Raw genomic sequence first — 21366 nt, 5'->3', positions numbered from 1 at the left:
CGTGTGCGCTCGGTATGGCATCAAGTTCAGAACGAAAGGCTCAAACGTGCCGAGTACGCGCGTGGCATGTTGAGCTGGTATGAGGTGACCGAGGTCTGGACGATGGATATGTCCGTACCTCCGCCGACCACGGCGGTTTTGTCGAGGATGTTCGAGACATTGAACGCCAGCATCGGCTGCAGTGCCCAAGCACTGGAGCCCAAGGTAATGCCGGCGTTGAGCGTTCCATAATCATTGATGGTGACGCTGTGCACGATGTCGCTGTACCCCTTGCCGATATAGACGTAATTGAGACGGGCGCCGAGATCGAAGCTGCCGATGGGCACGAAGTAGTTGAGCTCGGCCGAGTACTGTGACTTCGCCGCGCCGGGCATCTGTGTGCCTGGCGACACTTCGTCGCCGTTGGACGCGGTGAACGGCTTGGTGGTTCGCGAGTCGGTCAGCGCGCCGTCCAGCGACAGCATCAGTCCGGGGATCGGTGTCAGCCATAGCACGCTTGCTTCAAGGCCCTTGCTGCGTGCACCGCCTACATTGTCGGTGTAATTGAATGGCAGGCCGGTCGTTGTCTGGCCGAGTTGCGGGTTCTTGTATTCGATGTCGAATGCGGTGAGGTCGGCGTGCAGGCGATTGCGCAGCCAAGCGGTTCGCAAGCCGATCTCGTAGTTCCACAAGGAATCCGATTTGTAGACCGGCGGCACATGGTTGGTCGGGGTTGACGGGACGCTCTGCAGACCGCCGAAGCGAAAACCACGTGCCGCCTGCGTGTAGACGGAAATATCGTGGGTGAAGTGCCAGGTCGCCGTGAATTTCGGGCTGATGCCGTTTTCCTTGATTTCGTTGTTCTCGTAGTGGATATCCTGGCCGCGGTTTTCGGCCAGCGCCAACAAGCCGGTGCCGTAGAACCCGCCTTTGACCTGCGTTGAGTAGATGCGCGCACCGGCCTCCAGTTCCAGCGTGTCCCAGAATGTGTCGCTGATGTCGAAGAACAGTGCGCGCTCCTGCGCCTTCGGCTTGCTCGATGCGTACAGCAGCGAGCTTTTGTTGTAGAGCTCATTGGGATCGAGGCTACCGCCTGCCAGCAGCGTGTCGAGAACGCTGTCATGGCCGATCAGAGTCTGGTGCAAAATCGTGTCGGCCAGAATGTCGAAGCGCACCGAGTAATCGTAGAAATAGGCGCCGATCAACCAGTCAAGCGGGCCGCTGCCGTTCGACTGCAGACGCAATTCCTGAGCGAAGGCCTTGGAGTCGTCGTGAAAGGTGCTAAAAGCCCCGAGCGCGGCGGGATAGCCCGGCGGCGGTTGACCAATGAGCGCAGACGTGGCGTCGGCCATCACCGATGCGTTCTTGGTCGTATACGAGCTGAGCGAGACGGCGCGCACGCTGTCGATGATGTCCCAGTTGATCTGCAGGCTGTCGAGCTGGAACTTGTTGTGGATCGGTGCCGGCAACACCTGATGGCTGTTCTCGCGACGATCGGGGTTGTCTGTGATGGGCGACGCGTTCGGCGCACCGTACGTCTGGCTGAGGTGCGTCAGCTTGAATTCCAATGCGTCGATGGGTTGCCAGGCCAGGATGGCGCGGTACTGGTTGCCGCTGCCGTGATCGACATTCTTCTCGGGCGTCGGATCGGTCAGGTCGATCACACCGGGGTAGTGACGCCTTACATAGCCCAGCCGCAATGCGAGGCTGTCTCGGTACAAGGGCAGATTGGCCATGACACCGCTACTCAGCGCGGAGCTGCCGCCCTTTGGTCGGTCGTACTGCGTGAACGCCCGGCCTTGCCACTCGCCGTAAACGGGATCGTTGAGGACGTAGCGGATCGCGCCGGCGAGCGCAGCGCCGCCGAACAGCGTGCCTTGTGGGCCTTTGAGTACATCGACGCTCGCCAGATCGAAGGCGGCAAGATCGGGCTGCACGTTGGAAATGTAAGGGTCGCTGAACGCGACATCACCGATAAAGATGCCGGTCGGCGAGGGCAGTGGCGACAGGCCGCTGGTATCGGTGCTGATGCCACGCATGGAAATGCGCGGGAAGCTCGGCGCGATCGACGTCAGCGTCACGCCCGGCGCCTGTTGCAGATAGTCGGTCAGATTCTGCTTGCCCTGTTCTTCGAGCGTGCTGCCGTCGAACTCGGTGATCGACGCCGGAATGTCGCGCAGTGACTTCTTGCGCTTGGTCGCCGTGACCACGACCTCGGCGATCTGATCATTGGCCGGCGGCGCGCGCTCGATCGACACCGGCGGCGGTGTGTCGGCGCCCGACACGGAAATCGTTGCGAGCGACTCGGAGGTCGCCGACGCCGCGTCCGCTGGATCATTCGTTTCAGCCGGGGATTCCCCGGGGGCCGTGCTCTCCTCGGGTGTCGACGCGGCAGTTTGTGCTGGTTCGGCCGACGCTGCGTCCATCGGCTGTGCCAGCACGTCCCGCGCATCGAGCGCCGTGCCGGCCAAAATCAAAATCGACATCAGGCCGCTAGCGGCCGTTCGTATGCTCTTTGGCATGTGGGTCTCCTCCCGATATGGGGCGGAGTCTGTGCCGTCGCGATGGCTAGCGCTGTCTCACTTGTGACAGGCAGAGTGGATTCATCATCGGCACATTCGGTGCGCCGGCGGAAGCGCAGGCAGCGCAGGCTGAAACGGCAGGCTCGCGGCAAGACGGAGCTGGGGTGTTGCGGCGCGGGCGTGCAGTCGTTCGCTGATGCCGGCCTGACGCCCGACGCCCTGGAAATAGCGGCATACGCACAACGCCGAGTGTGCCGAGCCGTTCAGGCCGTTGCCCAAAACGGGCGGAACTGACCCGCCCAGTCGCGCTCGACGCGGGTCGTGGCATCGAACACCATCGTCGCGCGGTCTACCTCATCGTACGCGGGCCAGGGCAGGTCGGGACTTTGCGGCGAGCCGCTGCGCGCGAAACGTGTCCAGGCGTCGAGCATCTGCTCGGATACGGCGCGCGTCTGCTCGTCGTCGTAGAGCGCGCGACGTGCCGGTGAGTCGAGTCCGAACAGCAGTGCGACATCGATGCCATGAATGGCGCGCAAACCGGGGATAGCGCACTGCAGACCGATTTCATAGAGCCAGGTACGGCCTGGATGGCCGATCGCATGCGCTTCCGCCGCGCGAATGGTCGGCATTCGGTAAAACGCGTCGTTGTTGATCTGATCGTAGCGACGCAGTCGGTCTGCACCCACCATCTGTCGGCGGTAGAACGCGCGTGCCGGGGCGGTCTTGTGTTGCGGAAACAGCCCGGAAAGGACGCTCATGAATACGCGTGCCGACAGCATTCGGAACGGGGGCAGCATCATGGAGAACAGCTGCCCGTCGTCAGCGCAGGTGCCGATCATCAAATCGATGTCGTTGGGCGTTCCGTCGCGATAGGTATCGAGCAGCGGCCGGGGCTGGAAGGGCGTGCCGACGGCAGTGCCCATGGCCCCGACCCGGGTCCGGCCTAGTGCGCCGTAGCGTTGCGGATCGCGGTTGAAGTAGATCGAACGCGTGATCAGGTCCTGCAGGCGCATGAGTTGCGGTTTTTCGAGCGCCGTCAATGCCTGTCGGTCGCCGACGGCAACCCCGACCTTGGGCAGCAATTCCCTTGTCAGTGCGTGATAGTCCTGTGCCGGTGCGCAGGTCGTGATCGAGCCGCCCATGGCGATGGCACGGTGCAACAGGCCCTTCGCCATCGGGCTCACGGATAGAGGATAGACGCTGAAGGCGCCGGCCGATTCGCCGAAGACCGTGACGCAGCCTGGATCACCGCCGAAGCGCTCGATATGTTCCTGAACCCACTGCAGGGCCAGCAACTGATCGAGGAAAGCACGGTTGTCGGCACAGAAATCGCCATCGAACAGGCCGCTGCCGTGCAGGAAGCCGGGCGGACCCAGACGATACTGGATGGCCACCAGCACGATGCCCTTCGCAGCATAGCGTTCGCCTGTATAGACCTCGTTGGCGCTGCCGATCGTAAAGCCGCCGCCGTGGATATAGACCATCACCGGCAGGCGTGCGTTGCGGTCGATGCTGGGCGTCCAGATGTTCAGCAGCAGGCTGTCGTCGCTTTCCGTCTGGGTCGGCCGCTCGCCGATCGCATTCAGGAACTCACGATGCACGCGTGACAGGAAGGGCGGCATCGGCTTGCGGAACTGCATGCCGCACGGACCGAAGTGGCGGGCGTCGAAAGTGCCGCTCCAGCGCGCCCGCGGTTGCGGGGGCAACCAGCGCGCGGCCCCCGAGAGTGCTTGTGCGTACGGGATGCCGCGGAACACATGCTGCTGGTCCTCGAGCGTGCCGCGCACGTCGCCGCAGGACAGATGAACGATGGTCATGAAGCGGCCCGGCAGGTATCGACCGCTACGGTAAGCGCTGTGCCCCGCAATGCGCTGTCACTATCGCGACACGTTCTGCAGTGCGTTGCCCTGCCAGCCGTAGTGCCACGCCGAAAGATAGCCATCCAGATCGAAGCCGGTCTTGCAGGCTTCGCTGCGTAGCGTGGCGACATCGCGCACCAAGATGCAGTCCTTGCTCACTTCGATGATGCCGCGACGCGTCCAGCTCGCGATCACGCCGTTGACGCGCTGGCGGGTGGCGCCGATGCGCGAGCCGATCTCCGACTGGCTTTCGTCATGGTCGATACGCACGCTACCGTCGGCCTCGGCACGGCCTCGTACCCGCGCCATGCGCAGCAGGTAAACGGCAAAACGCACATTCGTGTTGTGCAAGCTCAACAGTTCCAAGCGTGCGAAGACCGCAATCGCGCGAGCCGTGAATTCGTCGTACAGACCCTTGTAGTACTGCGGCCAGCGCTCGGCGAACTCGACGAGGACGAGGTGCGGGGCGACCACGACACGACCGGCGTGCTGACAAACGCAATGCAACAGGTGTCGGGGCTGCGGCTGCGGCGCGTAGTGGCTGAACCAGCCGCCGGCGACGACCTCCTCCATGGTGATTTCGTCACCGCGATGATTGATGAGGTAGATGCGAAACGAGCCGCTGATCACGCCGAACACGGCTTCCACGGCGTCGCCCGGTGAAAAGATCATCTTGCCCTTGGCGATCTCCCGCACGCTCGCGCGCTCGGCGAGCCACTGCCTGGCCTCGGGCGGCACATAAGCGAACCACTGCCATCCCTCGATGGTCTTGAGCACGATGTCGTCGGACATAGCGGCCGCGATGCTAGCCGAGTTTTGCTGCTGTGGACATCCTGACGGGCAGAACGGCTCGCTCATCCGTCGCCGGCTATCAGTACTGCCTCAAGCACCCGCCACAGTCCTGACGCGCGACATCAGCCCGCCGCCGGCACCAGCTTCAGCCGGGTGATTTCCGATGGCGCGCCGAAGCGTAGCGGCGGGCCCCAATAGCCGGTGCCGCGACTGACGTAGACCCACAGTTTTCCGACGCGGTGCAGGCCGGCGACGATGGGCTGTTGCATCGGCACGAACAGGTTCCACGGCCAGATCTGGCCGCCGTGCGTGTGGCCCGACAGTTGCACGTCGAAGCCGGCTTCGGCGGCAGCCTTCATCGACAAGGGCTGGTGTGCGAGCAGTAGTTTGACGGCGGCGGCCGATTCGCTGCGCACGGCGGCGGCCGGGTCGCTGCGATGCGACTCGCCGAAGTGATGGCCGTTGTAGTCGGTGACGCCACCAACCAGCAGTTGCGCGCCGTCGTGATCGACGACGACGTTTTCATTGAGCAACACACGCAGGCCGAGGCGTCGCGCTTCATCCAGCCAGTGATCGACGTCGCCGTGGTAGTACTCATGGTTGCCCGTCACGTAGTACGCGCCGTGTCGTGCCTGCAGTTCGGCCAGCGGTGTAACGTGGCGGCGGATGCGGTCGACGTGCGCGTCGGTGATGTCGCCGGTCAGCGCGACCAGATCGGCACCGAGCGCATTGACGCGGCGGACAATGGCGGCCAGGTAGCCGCGCTTGATCGTCGGTCCGACGTGGACGTCGCTGAGCTGCACGATGGTGAAGCCGTGCAAGGCCGCCGGCAGGCCGGCCAGGGGCAGTTCAACGTCGACCACGCGCGCGGTGCGCCGCGCATTGAACAGGCCGACGAGGCTGACCGCCGCCGCCAGCGCGACGACGATTTCGGCACTGTCGTGGCGCAGGCTCAGCACATTGAAGGTGCCGGGGCGCAACCATTCCGCAGTCAGCCAGCCGACCATCAGTACGTCGCGCAAGAGCGTGAACACGAACAGCGACGAAAACGCGCCCATGAACAGATAGCCGATCCACGCCAGGGTATCGGCGCCGCGCTCGGACAAACGTGTGAGGCGAACCAACAGCGGTGCCGGCATCAGTGCGGCGGACAGGACGAGATAGAACACGCCGGCCGTCGTCGCCCAACCGGGCCACGCCAGCGCCGGCAGCAGCCGGCAGCCGACATAGAGGTGGAGCAGGGCGATCAGGGCGGCGGCAACAAGCTGGGCATTTCGGCGCATCGCCGAGTTGTGGGCACGATTCCGCCCATTTCAAGAGCGATCAAACCCGATCAAACGCGTTCGGCGAGCAGGCTCTCGGCGGTGGCGATCAAGGCGGCCTCGCTGTTGCGCGGTGTCCAGCCGAGGCGTTGCCGGGCCTTGTCGGCCGTCGATTCACGGCGGATGCCGAGTTGCGGCAGGACGCCGCGCAAGGCGGCTTGCCGTCGCGCGGCGAGACGCACGAGCCCGTCCGGCATCTGCCAGCGCGGCACCTGGCGCGCCCGCGCGCCGAAATGCCGGCGCAGCAGACGCGCAACGTCGTGCATTGACAGCGTCGGACCGGCGACGGCGATGAAGCGTTCGCCGGCTGCGCCGGGATCGGTCATCGCCCGCAGGTGCAGATCGACGACGTCGCGCACGTCGACGACGCCGAAATAGATCCTCGGCACGGCCGGCATGCGGCCGTCGAGCAACTGTTCGACGAGCCCGATCGACGTGGCATGATCGCGGCTCAGTACCGGGCCGAAAATACCGACCGGATTGACGACGGCGAGTTGCAAGGCGCCACCTTCCCGGGCGATGAAGTCCCAGGCCGCGCGCTCGGCCAGCGTCTTCGACTTGATGTAGGGCTGGACGTCCGCTTGTGTGGGATCGGTCCAATTGCTTTCGTCGAACGGTGTGCTGCGTGGCGCGTGGCCGTAGCCGACGGCGGCGAACGACGAAGTCATGACGACGCGCCGCACGCCGGCATCGCGCGATGCGCGCAGTACGCGTAGTGCGCCGTCGCGTGCAGGTGCGATCAGCTCGTTTTCGTCGCGCGGCACGCTGGCCGGAAACGGCGACGCCACGTGCAGGACGGCGTCGCAGCCCTGGACGGCTTCCGGCCAGCCGTTGTCGTGCGTCAGATCGGCCATCACGAACGACAGGCGCCCCTCGGCAGCGACGCCGGCGCGTTCGAGCATGGCGTGCACGTCGTCGACGCGGCGCGGATCGCGCACTGTCGTGCGCACTTGATGACCGTTCTGCAGCAATGCCGCGATGGACCATGCGCCCACGAACCCGCTGCCGCCGGTGACCAGTACCGTACTCATCCGTTGCTCCATGATTCAAAGACGCCGCCGTTGTTGGCCAAGGCGCCGGGTGGGCGTAGGGTGTGAGCTCAGCCGAAGGGCATTCAAGTAGGACGAAAAAAGAGACCTGGTATGGAAAACCAGACCATTGCGACGGCGGGCACGCCGACGGCAGACCTGATCCGGGCGTCGGCCGGAAACTGCGACGACTGTGGACCGAACGGCGCTGACACGCGCGCCCTGCGCGTCGTTGCCCGGGCGATCACCGGCAAGTGGAAAATGGAGATCATCTCCTGCCTGATGGATGGTGCAATGCGCTTCGGCGCATTGCGGCGCGCATTGCCCGGCATCACCCAGCACATGCTCAGTGCCCAGCTACGCGAGATGACGGCCGATGGCTTGGTCATGCGCAACGCGTTTGCGGAAATTCCCCTGCGCGTCGAATACCAGCTCAGCGAGGCGGCGTGGTCGTTGATTCCGGTCCTGCGCCAGCTGCTCGCATGGGCGCGTGAGCATCAGGTCGCGGCGGCGCCGGGTCGCGACGGCAGTTGAGCCGCGCCTCCTGATCGACTCGCAGCGTGCGACCCTCGGTAATACCTTTGCGCAAACTCAAATAAGAATCTTTCTTTTTGAGGGTCTTGGGTGTTTTCCCGTCAATCCAGACAGGATTTTGTCATTTATCATGACATCTGGGTTCGGGGGAACTTTCAGTGTCAATCAATTTGCGCGCCTGGCTCGTGCCGGGCGGTTTTGCGGTGTCTGCGGCGCTTCCTGGGGCAGTGCTGGCGGCCGAGGCGGAGTCGAAGCCCGCCGATCTGGGTAAATACGTGGTCACGGCCAGCCGGGTCTCGAACGATCTCGGCTTCGTGCCGGCGTCGGTGACGGTGGTCGATGGCGATACGCTGCGGGCGCGCGGGGCGACGACGCTCAGCGAAGCGCTCGCTGGCGTTGCCGGCGTCGAGGTTTCGCCGGGCGGCGACGGTGGTCCGGCCGGTTCGGTGCCCGCACTCTGGGGACTGCGGGAGGTCGATGCCTTCCTGTTGGTGATCGACGGTGTACCGGCCGGTGGGGCGTTCAATCCGGCGCTGACCACGGTCGATCTCAATAACGTCGAGCGCATCGAGATCATGCGCGGGGCCGCGCCGGTCATGTACGGCGCGACCTCGTTCGTTGGCGTGATTCACATCATTCATTATCCGGCCGGCGAGTCGGCGCAGCGCGCCTGGATCAGCGGCGGCGGACCGGCTGGGCACCTCGGTTCGTTTTCGGTCGGCGGCACCACCGCCTTGCGCAATCGTGGGGCGACGCGACGCTCGATCAGTGGCTCGGTCGAGCAGACCAATCTGGCCGACGACGATGCCGGCTATCTGCGTGCGCATACGAACTATCGTTCGAGCCGCGACACCGATCAGGGTTCGAAGTGGATGGACGTGGACCTGGGGCTGGTGCACCAGAAGCCGGATAGTCCGGTGGTCTTCGAAAACGGCAAGCCCACGACCGCCACGCCGCTCGACGCCAACCACAATCCATCCGATGCGGTCTATGACGAGGCCCGGGCGCAGTTCAATTTCGGACGATCACGCCGCGAAGGCGATCGCAGCCACGAGAGCATGGTGTCGGTGGCGCTGAGCGGCGCGCACATCATCCGCGGCTTTCTCGAATCGCCGGAGAACCCGGCACCGAATGCCGACGGCTACGAACAGACGCGTGGCGAAGTCGATGTCTATCTCGATCACCACACCAGCTTGCCTTGGGGTCGCAAGGCACATCTCGTCTACGGCGCCGACGCGCTGCTCGGTTACGCCGGACAGAAGAATGATCTGTACGAGTACACGGTGTCGCTCGACGGCGGCGACCGTCCTTCGCTCAAGAGCGGCAACAAGACCAAGGGCGGCGAGGCCTATGATGGCCGAGCGTTCGGTGGCCTGTACGCGCAGTCCGACTGGCAGATCGCGCCCGAGCTGTCGCTGTTCACCGGCCTGCGCCTCAACCTGACGTACGAGGCGCGCAAGGGCGAGCGCGAGGAAGAACTCGACGGCAACGGCGTCGTCGACAAGCCGGACGGGGAGATCGAAGAAGAGGTGCACGACACCAATCTTCGGCTGACCGGTACGCTCGGCAGCAGCTGGCGCTTCTGGCACGACGGCCGTGATCAGCTCGTCGCCTTCGCCGATTACCGCAACAGCTTCAAGCCGGCGGCCTTCGAGTTCGCGCCGGAATCGGAAGCCGAGATTCTCAGCCCGGAGACCGCGAACAGCTACGAGCTCGGCCTGCATTCGCAGCTCGCCGGCGGCCGTCTCGGAATCGAGACGTCGGCGTTCTGGATGGACTTCGACAATGTGCTGGTGGCTGAATCCGGCGGCGCCTTCAATCTCGGCGCGACGCGTTTGCGTGGTGCCGAAATCGAGATCGACTGGCATTTGACCGAGCGCTGGCGCGTGCTCGGCAGCTATTCGTATCACGATGCGCAGATTCGCCGCGGCATGTCGCCGGACGGCGACGATCTGTCCGGCAAGCAGATGCCGATGTCGCCGCATCAACTGGCGTCCGCCGGCCTGATGTACGAGGGCGCCACCGGGTTGTTCGGCAACGTGATGATGAATTACGTCGGTGCGCGCGAGTTGGACGAGGACAACAGCGGCAAGGCCGGCGCCTACAAGACCGTCGATGCGCGCCTGGGCTATCGCCGCGGCGCGTGGACACTGGCATTGACCGGCCGCAACCTGTCCGACCGCCGCGATCTGGTGTCGCAAAGTGAATTCAGCGAGGTGACGACCACCGAAGCGCCGGAGACGCAACCGGCGGAAGGGGTCACCGCGCATTACCGTCTGCCGGCCCGCTCGGTCGAGCTGGGCCTGACGATGGCGTTCTAGACGTGCATCGCCGCAATACGTTTTCCAACACAGTTTCAGGGATCAGGGGATTTTTCATGGCTGAAACGAAAAACAGGTGGCTGTTGCCGGCCACCGCCGTCGTTATCATCGGCGGTATCGCCGCCGCAACAGCATGGTGGGCACCGCGCCACGGCGTGCACAACCCGGTGCAGGCCTATCAGCTGGCGCGCTTCGCCGTCACCGGTCTGTGCCCGGACGGCTACCGTCGCGAAGGTGGGGTACGCGAAGCCAACGGCGAGATGGAATCCGCCGCCTGCGTCCGCGGCCGCACCTTCGAATCGCCGCACGAGCGCATGGCCATGGAGCGCGACCGTTCGGCGCGCTTCGGCAACGATCCCAAGCCCGGCGCGATGCTGGCGGCAGTGCAGCGCAAGAGCGAACTGGTCTCCAAGCAGGATGCGGTGACCGGTGCCGCCGGCCAGTGGTCGGCCTACGGCAGCGGCCCGGTGATCTCCAATGACAGCCGTTATCCGGCCGTCAACGGCGAAGGCCTGGTCAACGTCAGCGGCCGTATCGACAGCTTCGACTACGATGCCGTCAACAAGCGTCTGTTCGCCAGCGTCGGTAACGGCGGCGTCTGGATGAGCCCGGACAAGGGCCAGACCTGGCAGTCGATCGGCGACAGCTTGCCATCGCAGACCATCGGCGCGGTCGCCTGGAGCTCGGCCGGCGGCGGCACCGTCATTGCCCTCGGCGGCGAGCCGAGCATGGGCGGCGGCACCTTCGTCGGTCTCGGTGCGTTCTGGTCGAACGACATGGGCAAGACCTGGACGCTGGCGTCGGGGGTGCCGGACGGCATCATGGGCTTCAAGGTCGCGGTCGATCATTCCGATCCGAACAAGGTCTATCTGGGCACCAGCAAGGGCCTTTACCGCTCGACCGACGCCGGTCGCAGCTACACGCTGATCAGCCTGCCGGTCGGCGGAAACTGCGACGGCCGTTACGACGCGGAGTGCGAGTTCGCCAACTTCGTCACCGACGTCATCGTCAAGGAGCCGGGCGGTACGACCGACGAAACCGGCGGCCAGGTGCTCGCCGCGGTCGGCTATCGCGCCGGCAACGGCGCCACCTTCCCGGACGCCGCGAGCACGCCGCATGCGCCGGGCAACGGCCTGTATTACTCGGATACCGGTGCCGACGGCAGCTTCACGCGCTGGGATACCGACACGATCAACACGCTGTCGCCCGCCGGCTTCGCCGTGCAGAATCGCATCGGCCGCATCGCCCTGGGACCGGTGATCGGCGCCGATCAGAACCACAACTACGTCTACGCGATGGTCGAGGACGCGGTGCTGTTCAACGGCGGCTATCCGATCCTCGACGCGCCGGAAGCGCTGTACGATCCGACCGGTCTGACCTCGCTGCTGAATTCGTCGCTGTTCAACGGCATCTACGTCTCGCCGGACTTCGGCAAGACCTGGACGCGGATGGCCGACACCACCGAAATCACCGCGCCGGGTACCGGCTCGGCACTGCTCGTCGAAAGCGCGCTCGGCTATGCGCCGGGCGTGCAGGCTTACTACAACCTGTGGGTCAACCCCGATCCCACGCGCCAGCTCAACGGTGTGCCGACGCGCCTGTTGTTCGGCCTCGAAGAAGTGTGGATGAACCGACTCACCAATGTGCCGCTCAACGGTCTGCTGCAGGCCGGCCCGAGCGACTTCAAGGTGATTGCCGACTACTTTGCCGGCGATACCTGCGGTGCGCTGACGCTGGGCCTGCCGATCTGCCCGCTGAGCAACGATCCGCTGCCGCACAACACTGCGCATCCCGACCAGCACGCCGGCATCTTCATTCCGGATGACGACGGTAGTGGCGGCGTGACGGTGGTGATCGGCAACGACGGCGGCGCCTACACGCAGCACGTCGATTCGAGCTCGGACTTCGGCAATGCCAACTGGGGCGATGGCGCCAACAACGGCTTCAACACCACGCTGCCATACGGCATTGCTGCGGCCAAGGACGGCGTCGTCTGGTGGGGACTGCAGGACAATGGTTCCGGCAAGATCGACACCGACGGCAAGTACTACATGACGTACGGTGGCGACGGCTTCTACGCCGCCGTCGATCCGGACAACAGCCAGACGGCCTACACCGAGTACACCTACGGCGACATTCGCGTCACGCAGGACGGCGGTGCCAGCTGGACCAGCATCGCGCCGTCGCTGACCAATGCGATGTTCGACACCGTATTCGTCATGGACCCGCTGAACGCCAACCACCTGATGACGGGCGGCCAGGAAATCGTCGAGCGCCTCGAAGGTCCGAGCGGCAGCTGGACGCAGGTCTTCGATCTCGGTACCGCGGACAGCGGCGCGACCAACACCATGTCGACCGTCGCGCTGCACGGCGATGCGGCCTACGTCGGTTATTGCGGCGTGTGCGACATCCTCAATCACACCGACCAGGGCTTCAAGAGCGGCATCGCGACCAACGTCGGCGGCGACGCCGCACCGCAGGCCGGCACCAGCGACGGCTGGCATTTCGCCACCGGCACCGGCCTGCCGAACCGCTATATCAGCGGCATCGCCATCGACCCCAACGATCCGAAGACGGTCTACGTGGCGCTGGCCGGCTACGCCAATCGCCAGTGGGTGACGCCGGATTCGTACCTCGATACCAACACGGACATCGGCAGCGGCCATGTCTACAAGTCCACCGACGCGGGCGAGACCTTCACCGATATTTCGGGCGATCTGCCGGACGTGCCGTTCCAGTCGATTGCGCTGCACGACGGCCAGGTGATTGTCGGTACCGATATCGGTGCCTTCATCTCGTCCGACGCCAACGGCAGCAGCTGGACCGTCCTGGGCGACGGCCTGCCGAGCACCGTCATCAGCTGGCTGCAGGTGGATCCGGCGGACGACACCGGGCTCTACGCGGCGGTCTACGGTCGTGGGGTCTATCGCTATACGTTCGGCGACAGCACCAGCGGCGGCAGTACCGGTGGCGACACCACAGGCGGTAGCACCACAGGCGGTAGCACCACGGGCGGCAGCACCACGGGCGGCAGCACGACTGGCGGCAGCACGACTGGCGGTACGACCAGCGGCGGCAACGGTGGCGGTGCGATGGAACCGGCAATGCTGGTGCTGCTGATGCTCGCGGCGGCGCTGCGCCGGCGCCGCTTCATCGGCCGGGCGCGCCGCGCCTGAGGCGAAAGCGGTTGAAGTGACGGGGCGGCGGTGCGCAGGCACCGCCGCCCCTTTTTTATGCGTCGCTCAAATCTGCAGGATTCCCCGCTTGAGCGCGAGCATGACCGCGTGCGTCCGGTCCTTGGCGCTGAGCTTGGCGAAGAGGTTCTTGAGATGCGCCTTGACGGTTTCCTCGGAAATGCCGAGCTGCCGTGCGACCTCGCGGTTGGTGTTGCCGACTGCGACGCGGCCGAGTACGTCGATCTCGCGCAGGCTCAGCGCGTCGTCGGCGACGTGCTCGGCGATCTCGCAGGCGATCTCGGCCGGCACGTGGCGGCGCCCGGCGTGCACGCTGCGAATCGTTTCGACCATCTCCTTGCGCAGCGTGCTTTTCAGCAGATAACCGGTGGCGCCGGCCTTGATCGCGCGTAGTGCCTGCGCGTCGCCTTTGTACGTCGTCAACACGACCATGCGCGCCGCCGGATGGTCGCGACGGATCGCAGCGATCGCGTCGATGCCGTTCATGCGCGGCATCTGCAGGTCCATCAGCGTCACGTCCGGACGATGCTGGCGGAACTGTTCGATCGCCTCGAGACCATCGGCCGCTTCAGCGACCAGCTCGATGTCGGTCTGCCGCGCCAGCACCGCGGCGATGCCTTCGCGCAGCAGCGGATGGTCGTCGACGACCATCACGCGGATCCGGGCCGGCCCGTTCATGGCAGCACGTCGTGGGCGACCGCGCGCCCGGCCAGCTCGCGCAGCCAGCGCCGCGCCGAGCGGTTGCAGTAGGCGGCCGCGGCCGGCACCCGGACCGTGACTTCGGTGCCGACGCCCGACTCGCTGCGGATCACAAACGTCGCTCCGATCTTGTCTGCCCGTTCGCGCATGTTCGACAACCCCCAGTGTCCCGGCCGTCCACCGGCCGCAAGAATAGCCCGATCGATGCCGCGGCCGTCATCGCGGATCAGCAGTTCCAGCTCCTTGCGACCGTAAGCGATCAGCACGTCGATGTGCCGGGCCTGGGCGTGCTGGAAGGCATTATTGAGCGCTTCGCGTCCAAGCTGCAGCAACTCGTCGCGCACCAGCGGATTCAACGGCCGGCGATGCTCGCGATCCGGCGTGACCCGGAACGGTACCGGGCGCAGCAACGCCAGCTCGTCTGCAATCTGCGTGTAAGCCTCCTCGAGCTCCTGAGCCGGCAGCGCCATCTCGCGCAGCAGACGGACACGCTCTCGGCCTTCGACGAGTACCGCGTCGGCGCGGTCCAGCGTCCGCTCGAACTGCGCTCGGGTGGCTGGATCGCGAATGTCCGCGGCAAAGGCCTCGAAGCGCAGGAGCAGTCCCTGGATGCTCTGCAGCAGGGTGTCGTGCAGTTCGCGGGCGATGCGTTCGCGCTCGCCGTAGCGTTCTTCAAGCCGCACGCGCAGGCGCAGCGTCATCTGCCGCAGGCGCAGCAGGTAGAGCAGCCACAAAGCCGCCAGCGCCGCGATCGTGCAGGCGAGCCGGAACCACCAGGTCTGGAAGTAGCGCGGCGCGATGCGAAAGTCGAGACGCGCCGCCTCGAACGGATCGCTGCCGTCGGCGTCGGTCACGGCGATGCGGAAGCGGTAGCTGCCCGGTTCGAGATTCGTGTAGGCCGCCTGCAGACGGCCGCCGGCAATGCGCCACTGCGGATCGACGTTGTCGAGCCGGTAGGCGAAATGCGCCAGCGGGTCGGTCAGCTCGTAGTCGATGCGCAGGCTGCGCGTCCCTGGCGGTAGCAGCAGGCCGCTGTGTGCCGCGTAGACATGGTCGCCGACGGTGACGGCGCGGATCGTCGCGCTGCCGAACACGGCGGGCGACGCGCCGGCGAGGCCGCAGAGCCAGAGGCCCAGCAGTCCGATCACGCCGGGAATGCCGACAGCTTCACGTTGCATTGCGTTCACCGCATGGGCCAGTGCTCCTTATCTCGTGCCGGCCGCGGCGGCGCATCCCCCGATCGGGTAATTCGGTGTCCGGTGGCAGCGACTCCCCCGGATGGGGGAGCGCAGCGTGGCCCGATCCGGGATGTTGCGCGCGGCGCCGACCGCTCAGCATTGCTCCAAGCCGCCGTCACCACCGGGGCTACCGCCACGCCAATCAGGGGAACCCAGATGACTGTCAATGCCACGCCGACGCCCGGCGCCAAACTGATCTCGCCGCAGGACCACGCGCTGATCCTGATCGACTTCCAGTCGCAGATGTCGTTTGCCACGCATTCGATCGACGCCGTCAATCTGCGCAACAATGCGGCGCTGATTGCCAGCGCCGCCGCCGGCTTCAAGGTGCCGACGATCCTGACGACGGTCGCCGAGAAAAGTTTCTCCGGGCCGATGTTCGACGAGGTGACCGCGCCGTTTCCGGGGCAGGCGCTGCTCGATCGCACGTCGATGAACACCTGGGAGGACGCACAGGTCATCGCCGAGGTCAACCGCATCGGCAAGAAGCGGCTGGTCTTCGCCGGCTTGTGGACGTCGGTCTGCATCGTCGGGCCGACGCTGTCGGCGCTCGATCAGGGCTTCGAGGTCTACGTCATCGCCGACGCCTGCGGCGACGTTTCGAGCGAGGCGCACGAACGCGCGATGCAGCGCATGGTGCAAGCCGGCGTGACGCCGATGACCTCGCTTCAGTATCTGTTGGAACTGCAGCGTGACTGGGCGCGCTCCGGCACCTACGACATGACGACCGGCATCGCCCGCAAGTATGGCGGCTCTTACGGCCTCGGCATCATTTACGCCAAGAGCATGTTCGGCGCCCACGAAGGCTGAGCCGGAGCGTCGGAGCCCACCATGAAACCGTATCTGCTGTCGCTGGCCGTCGGCGTCTTCGTCGGCCTGATCTACGGCCTGTTCGGGGTGCGATCGCCGGCGCCGCCGGTGATCGCGCTGCTCGGCCTGCTCGGCATCCTGCTCGGCGAGCAGGTGCCGCCGCTGGCGCGCCAACTGTGGTCGCGCGACACGCAGGTGTCGTGGATCGGTGAACAGGTCCGTCCCCACATTTTCGGCCAGATGCCGCAGGCCAGACGGCGCGCGGCCGTCGATGAGGAATCCCAACCATGAGTGAAACCCCCACAGCCGATCTGATCCTGCATCACGGCCTGTTCGCGACACTCGACCCCGAGCAGCCGCGCGCCACGGCGGTGGCGATCAAGGACGGCCGCTTTCTCGCCGTCGGCGACGACTACGACGCGATGCGTCACGCCGGCAGCCACACGCGCGTCATCGATCTGCACGGCCGCCGCGTGCTGCCGGGCCTGATCGACAACCATCTGCACCTGATCCGCGGCGGCCTGAACTTCAACCTCGAACTGCGCTGGGACGGCGTGCGCTCGCTGTCCGACGCGATGGCGATGCTCAAGGCCCAGGTGGCGATCACGCCGGCCCCACAATGGGTGCGCGTGGTCGGCGGCTTCACCGAACACCAGTTCGCCGAGAAGCGCCTGCCGACCATCGACGAACTCAATGCCGCGGCGCCGGATACACCGGTCTTCATCCTGCATCTGTACGACCGCGCCCTGCTCAATGGCGCGGCGCTGCGTGCGGTCGGCTACACGAAAGACACGCCGCAGCCGCCGGGCGGGGAGATCACACGAGACGCGCACGGCAATCCCACGGGCCTGCTGCTGGCCAGGCCGAATGCCGCGATTCTCTACGCGACGCTGGCCAAGGGGCCGAAGTTGCCGCCGGAATACCAGCTCAACTCGACGCGCCACTTCATGCGCGAGCTCAACCGGCTCGGCGTGACCGGCGCGATCGACGCCGGCGGCGGCTTTCAGAATTACCCCGAGGACTACGAGGTCATCCGCCAGCTCGCGGACGCCGGCCAACTGACGATCCGTCTGGCCTACAACCTGTTCACGCAGAAGCCGAAGCAAGAGAAGGACGACTTCCTGAAATGGACGCAGTCGGTCACCTATCAGCAGGGCGACGACTACTTCCGCCACAACGGCGCCGGCGAGATGCTGGTGTTTTCGGCGGCGGACTTCGAGGACTTCCGCCAGCCGCGCCCCGACATGGCGCCGGAGATGGAAGGCGAGCTGGAGGCGGTTGTGCGCATTCTCGCGCAGAACCGCTGGCCGTGGCGCCTGCATGCGACCTACGACGAGACGATCAGTCGTGCGCTCGACGTCTTCGAGCGCGTCAATCAGGACATTCCGCTCGACGGTCTGAACTGGTTCTTCGACCATGCCGAGACCATCTCCGCGCATTCGATCGACCGCATCGCCGCGCTCGGCGGCGGCATCGCGTTGCAGCACCGCATGGCCTATCAGGGTGAATACTTCGTCGAGCGCTACGGGCGCGGCGCCGCCGAAGAGACGCCGCCGGTGGCGCGCATCCTCAACGCCGGCGTCAAGGTCTCGGCCGGCACCGACGCCACGCGTGTGGCGTCGTACAACCCCTGGGTCTCGCTGGCCTGGCTGATCACCGGCAAGACCGTCGGGGGGCTGCAGATCTATCCGCGCATGAACTGCCTCGAGCGCGAGACGGCGCTGCGCATGTGGACCGAGAACGTCACCTGGTTCTCGAACGAGGAAGGTCGCAAGGGCCGCATCGCCGCCGGCCAGCTCGCTGATCTGATCGTGCCGGATCGCGATTTCTTTGCCTGCGCCGAGGACGAGATCGCCGACACCAGCTCGTTGCTGACGCTGGTCGGCGGCAAGGTCGTCTATGCCGCCGGCGACTTCGCACGCTACGACGAGGACAGCCCACCGCCAGCGATGCCGGACTGGTCGCCGGTGCGTCGCTACGGCGGCTACGCCGCCTGGGCCGCGCCGGACGTGCAGCCGCGCATGGCCGCCGCTTGCGCCTGCACGAAGCAGTGCGCCGTGCACGGCCACGACCACGCGCGTGCCTGGAACAACAGCGTGCCGGTCTCCGACTATCAGGGCTTCTGGGGCGCGCTGGGCTGCGCGTGCTGGGCAGTCTGATGCGTGCGCCGCCGTCATGGGCGGGGCGTCTCGCCACAAGGGCCGCGTCACCGCCGGTACATGCCATAGCGCTGCTGTGTCTGTGCTCGGCGTACCTGCAGGGCGGGCTGGTGAAGCTGTTCGCCTTTCCGGCAGCGATCGACGAGATGCACAGCTTCGGTCTGGCGCCAGCGGCGCTGTTCGCGGCACTGACGCTGAGCGTCGAACTACTCGCATCGGTTCTGGTGCTCAGCGGCCGCCTGCGCTGGTTCGGTGCGCTGACGCTGGCGGCGTTCACGCTGATGGCGACGTTGATCGCCAACCGCGACTGGCACGCCGCCGACGGCATACGTGGTCCGGTCGCCAACGCGTTCTTCGAGCACCTGGGCCTGACCGGTGGATTCTTGCTCGTCGCCTGGCAGGATCTGCAAGCGCGGTCCGCACCATGAGCGACGATAGCGCCTCGGGCTTCGCGCCGCTGCGGCAGCGAACGTTCGCCGTACTGTGGGCGGCGACGGTGCTGGGCAATACCGGCACGTTCATGCGTGACGTCGCCAGCGCCTGGATGGTCACCGAGTTGTCGCCGAGCGCGACCGCGGTGGCGCTGATCCAGACCGCCGCGACCCTGCCGGTCTTCCTGCTGGCGATTCCGGCCGGCGTGTTGTCGGATCTGCTCGACCGACGTCGCTTTCTGATTGCCGTGCAATTGATGCTGGCGCTGGTCAGCCTGACGCTCTCGGCGTTGACCGCGAGCGGCCATCTGACCGTGCCGGCGCTGGTGGCGCTGACGTTTGCCGGCGGCGCCGGCATGGCGCTGATTTCGCCGAGCTGGCAAGCCATCGTTCCCGAGTTGGTGCCGCGTCGCGACCTGCGCGAAGCGGTGGCGCTCAATTCGCTCGGCTTCAACATCGCCCGCGCGATTGGTCCGGCGCTCGGCGGGGCGCTGCTGCTGGCCTTCGGCGCGGCGCTGACCTATGCCGTCGACGTGCTCAGCTACGCGGCCGTCATCGCGGCGTTGCTGTGGTGGCGTCGTGCGCCGTCCGAGCAGGCCTTGCCCGAACATTTCGGCGGCGCCTTCCGCGCCGGTATGCGCTACGTGCGTGCCAGTCCGGCACTGCATATCGTGCTGCTGCGCGTCGCCTTGTTCTTCGTTTTTGCCAGCGCGATCTGGGCACTGCTGCCACTGGTCGCACGACAGTTGCTGGGGGGAGGCGCCGGCTTCTACGGCCTGCTGCTCGGCGCCATCGGTCTCGGGGCCATCGCCGGGGCGGTGTGGATGCCGCGGATCCGCCATCGGCTGGGGATCGAACGCCTGCTGCTCGGCGCCGCATGGCTGGTCGCCGCCGTGATCGCGACGCTGACACTGCGCCCGCCGCCGCTGGTGGCGGTTGTCCTGCTGTTCGCGATGGGTGGCGCGTGGATCGCGGCGCTGACCACGCTCAACGGCATCGCGCAAAGCGTGTTGCCGAACTGGGTGCGCGGCCGCGGCCTGGCCGTCTATCTGACCGTGTTCAACGGCGCGATGGCAATCGGCAGCTTCGGCTGGGGCATCGTCGCACAACACTTCGGCCTGACCGCCGCGTTGCTGGCCGCCACGCTCGGGCTGGTGGCGGTGGCACTGCTGGCGCTGCGCTGGCGGCTGCCGAGCGGCGACGTCGATCTGCAGGCCGCGCATCACTGGGCGGAGCCGGCGCTGGCAGCACCGGTCGAGCACGAGCGCGGCCCGGTGCTGGTGCAGATCGAGTACCGCGTCGACACCGCCGACCGCGCCGCCTTCCATTCGATGGCGCGCGAGCTGTCGTGGGCGCGCCGCCGCGACGGCGCCTATCTCTGGGGCCTGAGCGAGGACACCGCCGATCCGCAGCGCATCGTCGAGTGGTTCTTCGTCGAGTCATGGGTTGAACACTTGCGTCAGCACCAACGCGTCTCGAACGCTGATGCCGATCTGCAGCGCGGGGCGCTGCGCTTCCACCGCGGCTCCGAACCGCCGTTGGTCCGCCATCTGCTGGCGCTCGACGCGCGTTCACTTCCGCCTTCCTGAATTCACCGGAGTTTTGTCATGACCGCCTTGTTCCGTTCACTGCTGGCGCTGGGCCTCGTACTGCTGGCGATGCAGGCCCGGGCCGCGCCGATCGCCGTGGGGCCGCAGTACGACACCACGCATGTCTACGTCGCCGCTCAAGACTTCGACGCTTTCGTCGAAGCGTTCACGGCCACGTTCGGCGGCAAGCCGTCGCCGCGCATCACCGCGACCGTGACGCCGACGCCCAGCAGCGCTGAACTGCAGTATGTGTGGACGCCGGCCGGCACCTTGTCGACGTTCGCGTTCACGACGCCGATTCCATATCCGTTCGGTCAGGAACGGACCGGCTACCTGGTCACCGATCTCGACGCGGCGCTGGCGGCGGCCCGTCGCGCCGGCGCCGACGTGATCGTCGAGCCGTTCAAGGATCCGGTCGGTCGTGACGCGGTGGTCGAGTGGCCGGGTGGGGTGAAGATGCAGTTCTACTGGCACTTCAAGGCGCCGTCGTACGCAGCGCTCCAGCACGTACCGGAGAATCGCGTCTATCTGTCCGCCGACCGCGTCGACGCGTTCGTCCACAGCTTCCTGAAATTCTCCGGTGGCAGTGTCGTGCGCGACGAGCGCGAAGCCGATGCCGCCGAGATCGGCCGACCCGGCGACCGTTATCGCCGCATCGACCTGACGTCCGGGTTCGGCGCGATGCGGGTCATCGTCAGCGACGGACATCTGCCGTATCCGTACGGCCACGAGCTGACCGGCTACGCCGTCGACGATCTGGCGGCGACGCTGACCAAGGGCAAATCCAAGGGCCTACGCGAACTGACGCCGGTGCTCGCCAGCGGCGGCCGGCACAGCACCATCGTCGAATTCCCGGGCGGCTATATCGCCGAGCTGCACAGCTAGAACT

At 66.1% G+C, this 21366-nt stretch carries 16 protein-coding genes; 9 read left to right on the top strand and 7 right to left on the bottom strand.

The genetic code is table 11. The features are described from left to right. Nucleotides 1-26: 26 nt before the first annotated feature. From G7Y82_RS11945 to G7Y82_RS11925, 5 genes are all read right to left on the bottom strand, one after another. Nucleotides 27-2264 (bottom strand): TonB-dependent receptor, encoded by a 2238-nt coding sequence (locus G7Y82_RS11945; protein ID WP_168148361.1) that lies wholly within the window; start codon nucleotides 2262-2264, stop codon nucleotides 27-29. 500 nt (nucleotides 2265-2764) lie between these two features. Further along, on the bottom strand, nucleotides 2765-4318 hold the full coding sequence (locus tag G7Y82_RS11940; protein WP_168148360.1) for a carboxylesterase/lipase family protein: 1554 nt from the start codon (nucleotides 4316-4318) through the stop codon (nucleotides 2765-2767). A gap of 60 nt (nucleotides 4319-4378) precedes the next feature. Further along, complete coding sequence (locus G7Y82_RS11935) at nucleotides 4379-5152, bottom strand: Crp/Fnr family transcriptional regulator (protein WP_168148359.1); 774 nt, start codon at nucleotides 5150-5152, stop codon at nucleotides 4379-4381. A gap of 122 nt (nucleotides 5153-5274) precedes the next feature. Further along, nucleotides 5275-6435: a metallophosphoesterase gene (locus tag G7Y82_RS11930; protein ID WP_168148358.1), complete on the bottom strand. Its 1161-nt coding sequence runs from the start codon at nucleotides 6433-6435 to the stop codon at nucleotides 5275-5277. Nucleotides 6436-6485: 50 nt separating this feature from the next. After that, nucleotides 6486-7505, bottom strand: a complete 1020-nt coding sequence (locus tag G7Y82_RS11925; RefSeq protein ID WP_168148357.1) for an SDR family oxidoreductase — start codon at nucleotides 7503-7505, stop codon at nucleotides 6486-6488. A gap of 111 nt (nucleotides 7506-7616) precedes the next feature. Between G7Y82_RS11925 and G7Y82_RS11920 the strand changes: the two genes are divergently transcribed. The 3 genes from G7Y82_RS11920 (at nucleotide 7617) to G7Y82_RS21190 (ending at nucleotide 13533) form a co-directional block, all read left to right on the top strand. Next, on the top strand, nucleotides 7617-8036 hold the full coding sequence (locus G7Y82_RS11920) for a winged helix-turn-helix transcriptional regulator (protein ID WP_168148356.1): 420 nt from the start codon (nucleotides 7617-7619) through the stop codon (nucleotides 8034-8036). A gap of 158 nt (nucleotides 8037-8194) precedes the next feature. After that, on the top strand, nucleotides 8195-10357 hold the full coding sequence (locus tag G7Y82_RS11915) for a TonB-dependent receptor (RefSeq protein ID WP_168148355.1): 2163 nt from the start codon (nucleotides 8195-8197) through the stop codon (nucleotides 10355-10357). Between the two features lie 56 nt (nucleotides 10358-10413). Continuing rightward, nucleotides 10414-13533, top strand: coding sequence for a WD40/YVTN/BNR-like repeat-containing protein (locus G7Y82_RS21190; RefSeq protein ID WP_206370632.1), 3120 nt, complete (start codon nucleotides 10414-10416; stop codon nucleotides 13531-13533). Between the two features lie 66 nt (nucleotides 13534-13599). Here the strand turns inward: G7Y82_RS21190 and G7Y82_RS11905 are convergent, their stop codons facing one another. Continuing rightward, nucleotides 13600-14229, bottom strand: coding sequence for a response regulator transcription factor (locus tag G7Y82_RS11905; protein WP_168148354.1), 630 nt, complete (start codon nucleotides 14227-14229; stop codon nucleotides 13600-13602). After that, on the bottom strand, nucleotides 14226-15428 hold the full coding sequence (locus G7Y82_RS11900) for an ATP-binding protein (RefSeq protein WP_168148353.1): 1203 nt from the start codon (nucleotides 15426-15428) through the stop codon (nucleotides 14226-14228). The genes G7Y82_RS11905 and G7Y82_RS11900 overlap by 4 nt, the downstream gene beginning before the upstream one ends. A 216-nt stretch (nucleotides 15429-15644) precedes the next feature. Here G7Y82_RS11900 and G7Y82_RS11895 point away from each other — a divergent pair, with 216 nt between their 5' ends. The 6 genes from G7Y82_RS11895 to G7Y82_RS11870 are packed head-to-tail and all read left to right on the top strand — an operon-like array spanning nucleotide 15645 to nucleotide 21362. Then, nucleotides 15645-16298 carry a hydrolase gene (locus G7Y82_RS11895; RefSeq protein ID WP_168148352.1) on the top strand — a complete coding sequence of 218 codons (654 nt, stop codon included), beginning with the start codon at nucleotides 15645-15647 and terminating at the stop codon, nucleotides 16296-16298. 21 nt (nucleotides 16299-16319) lie between these two features. Beyond that, nucleotides 16320-16589, top strand: coding sequence for a DUF1427 family protein (locus G7Y82_RS11890; protein WP_168148351.1), 270 nt, complete (start codon nucleotides 16320-16322; stop codon nucleotides 16587-16589). Further along, nucleotides 16586-18457, top strand: coding sequence for an amidohydrolase (locus G7Y82_RS11885; protein WP_168148350.1), 1872 nt, complete (start codon nucleotides 16586-16588; stop codon nucleotides 18455-18457). The genes G7Y82_RS11890 and G7Y82_RS11885 overlap by 4 nt, the downstream gene beginning before the upstream one ends. Next, nucleotides 18457-18885: a DoxX family protein gene (locus G7Y82_RS11880; RefSeq protein ID WP_168148513.1), complete on the top strand. Its 429-nt coding sequence runs from the start codon at nucleotides 18457-18459 to the stop codon at nucleotides 18883-18885. The genes G7Y82_RS11885 and G7Y82_RS11880 overlap by 1 nt, the downstream gene beginning before the upstream one ends. After that, nucleotides 18882-20477, top strand: coding sequence for an MFS transporter (locus G7Y82_RS11875; RefSeq protein WP_168148349.1), 1596 nt, complete (start codon nucleotides 18882-18884; stop codon nucleotides 20475-20477). The genes G7Y82_RS11880 and G7Y82_RS11875 overlap by 4 nt, the downstream gene beginning before the upstream one ends. An 18-nt stretch (nucleotides 20478-20495) precedes the next feature. Then, nucleotides 20496-21362, top strand: a complete 867-nt coding sequence (locus G7Y82_RS11870) for a hypothetical protein (protein WP_206370631.1) — start codon at nucleotides 20496-20498, stop codon at nucleotides 21360-21362. Nucleotides 21363-21366 lie beyond the last annotated feature (4 nt).

It is taken from the genome of Solimonas marina (assembly GCF_012241385.1).
GTDB lineage: Bacteria > Pseudomonadota > Gammaproteobacteria > Nevskiales > Nevskiaceae > Solimonas > Solimonas marina.
This window is presented reverse-complemented; position numbering and strand designations above follow the sequence as displayed.

Bases quoted from the DNA above. Each gene is read 5' to 3' on its own strand.
- G7Y82_RS11940 (WP_168148360.1), bottom strand. From the start codon at position 4,318: ATGACCATCGTTCATCTGTCCTGCGGCGACGTGCGCGGCACGCTCGAG.
- G7Y82_RS11875 (WP_168148349.1), top strand. From the start codon at position 18,882: ATGAGCGACGATAGCGCCTCGGGCTTCGCGCCGCTGCGGCAGCGAACG.
- G7Y82_RS11905 (WP_168148354.1), bottom strand. From the start codon at position 14,229: ATGAACGGGCCGGCCCGGATCCGCGTGATGGTCGTCGACGACCATCCG.
- G7Y82_RS11920 (WP_168148356.1), top strand. From the start codon at position 7,617: ATGGAAAACCAGACCATTGCGACGGCGGGCACGCCGACGGCAGACCTG.
- G7Y82_RS11925 (WP_168148357.1), bottom strand. From the start codon at position 7,505: ATGAGTACGGTACTGGTCACCGGCGGCAGCGGGTTCGTGGGCGCATGG.
- G7Y82_RS11870 (WP_206370631.1), top strand. From the start codon at position 20,496: ATGACCGCCTTGTTCCGTTCACTGCTGGCGCTGGGCCTCGTACTGCTG.
- G7Y82_RS11930 (WP_168148358.1), bottom strand. From the start codon at position 6,435: ATGCGCCGAAATGCCCAGCTTGTTGCCGCCGCCCTGATCGCCCTGCTC.
- G7Y82_RS21190 (WP_206370632.1), top strand. From the start codon at position 10,414: ATGGCTGAAACGAAAAACAGGTGGCTGTTGCCGGCCACCGCCGTCGTT.
- G7Y82_RS11890 (WP_168148351.1), top strand. From the start codon at position 16,320: ATGAAACCGTATCTGCTGTCGCTGGCCGTCGGCGTCTTCGTCGGCCTG.
- G7Y82_RS11885 (WP_168148350.1), top strand. From the start codon at position 16,586: ATGAGTGAAACCCCCACAGCCGATCTGATCCTGCATCACGGCCTGTTC.
- G7Y82_RS11900 (WP_168148353.1), bottom strand. From the start codon at position 15,428: ATGCAACGTGAAGCTGTCGGCATTCCCGGCGTGATCGGACTGCTGGGC.
- G7Y82_RS11880 (WP_168148513.1), top strand. From the start codon at position 18,457: ATGCGTGCGCCGCCGTCATGGGCGGGGCGTCTCGCCACAAGGGCCGCG.
- G7Y82_RS11935 (WP_168148359.1), bottom strand. From the start codon at position 5,152: ATGTCCGACGACATCGTGCTCAAGACCATCGAGGGATGGCAGTGGTTC.
- G7Y82_RS11895 (WP_168148352.1), top strand. From the start codon at position 15,645: ATGACTGTCAATGCCACGCCGACGCCCGGCGCCAAACTGATCTCGCCG.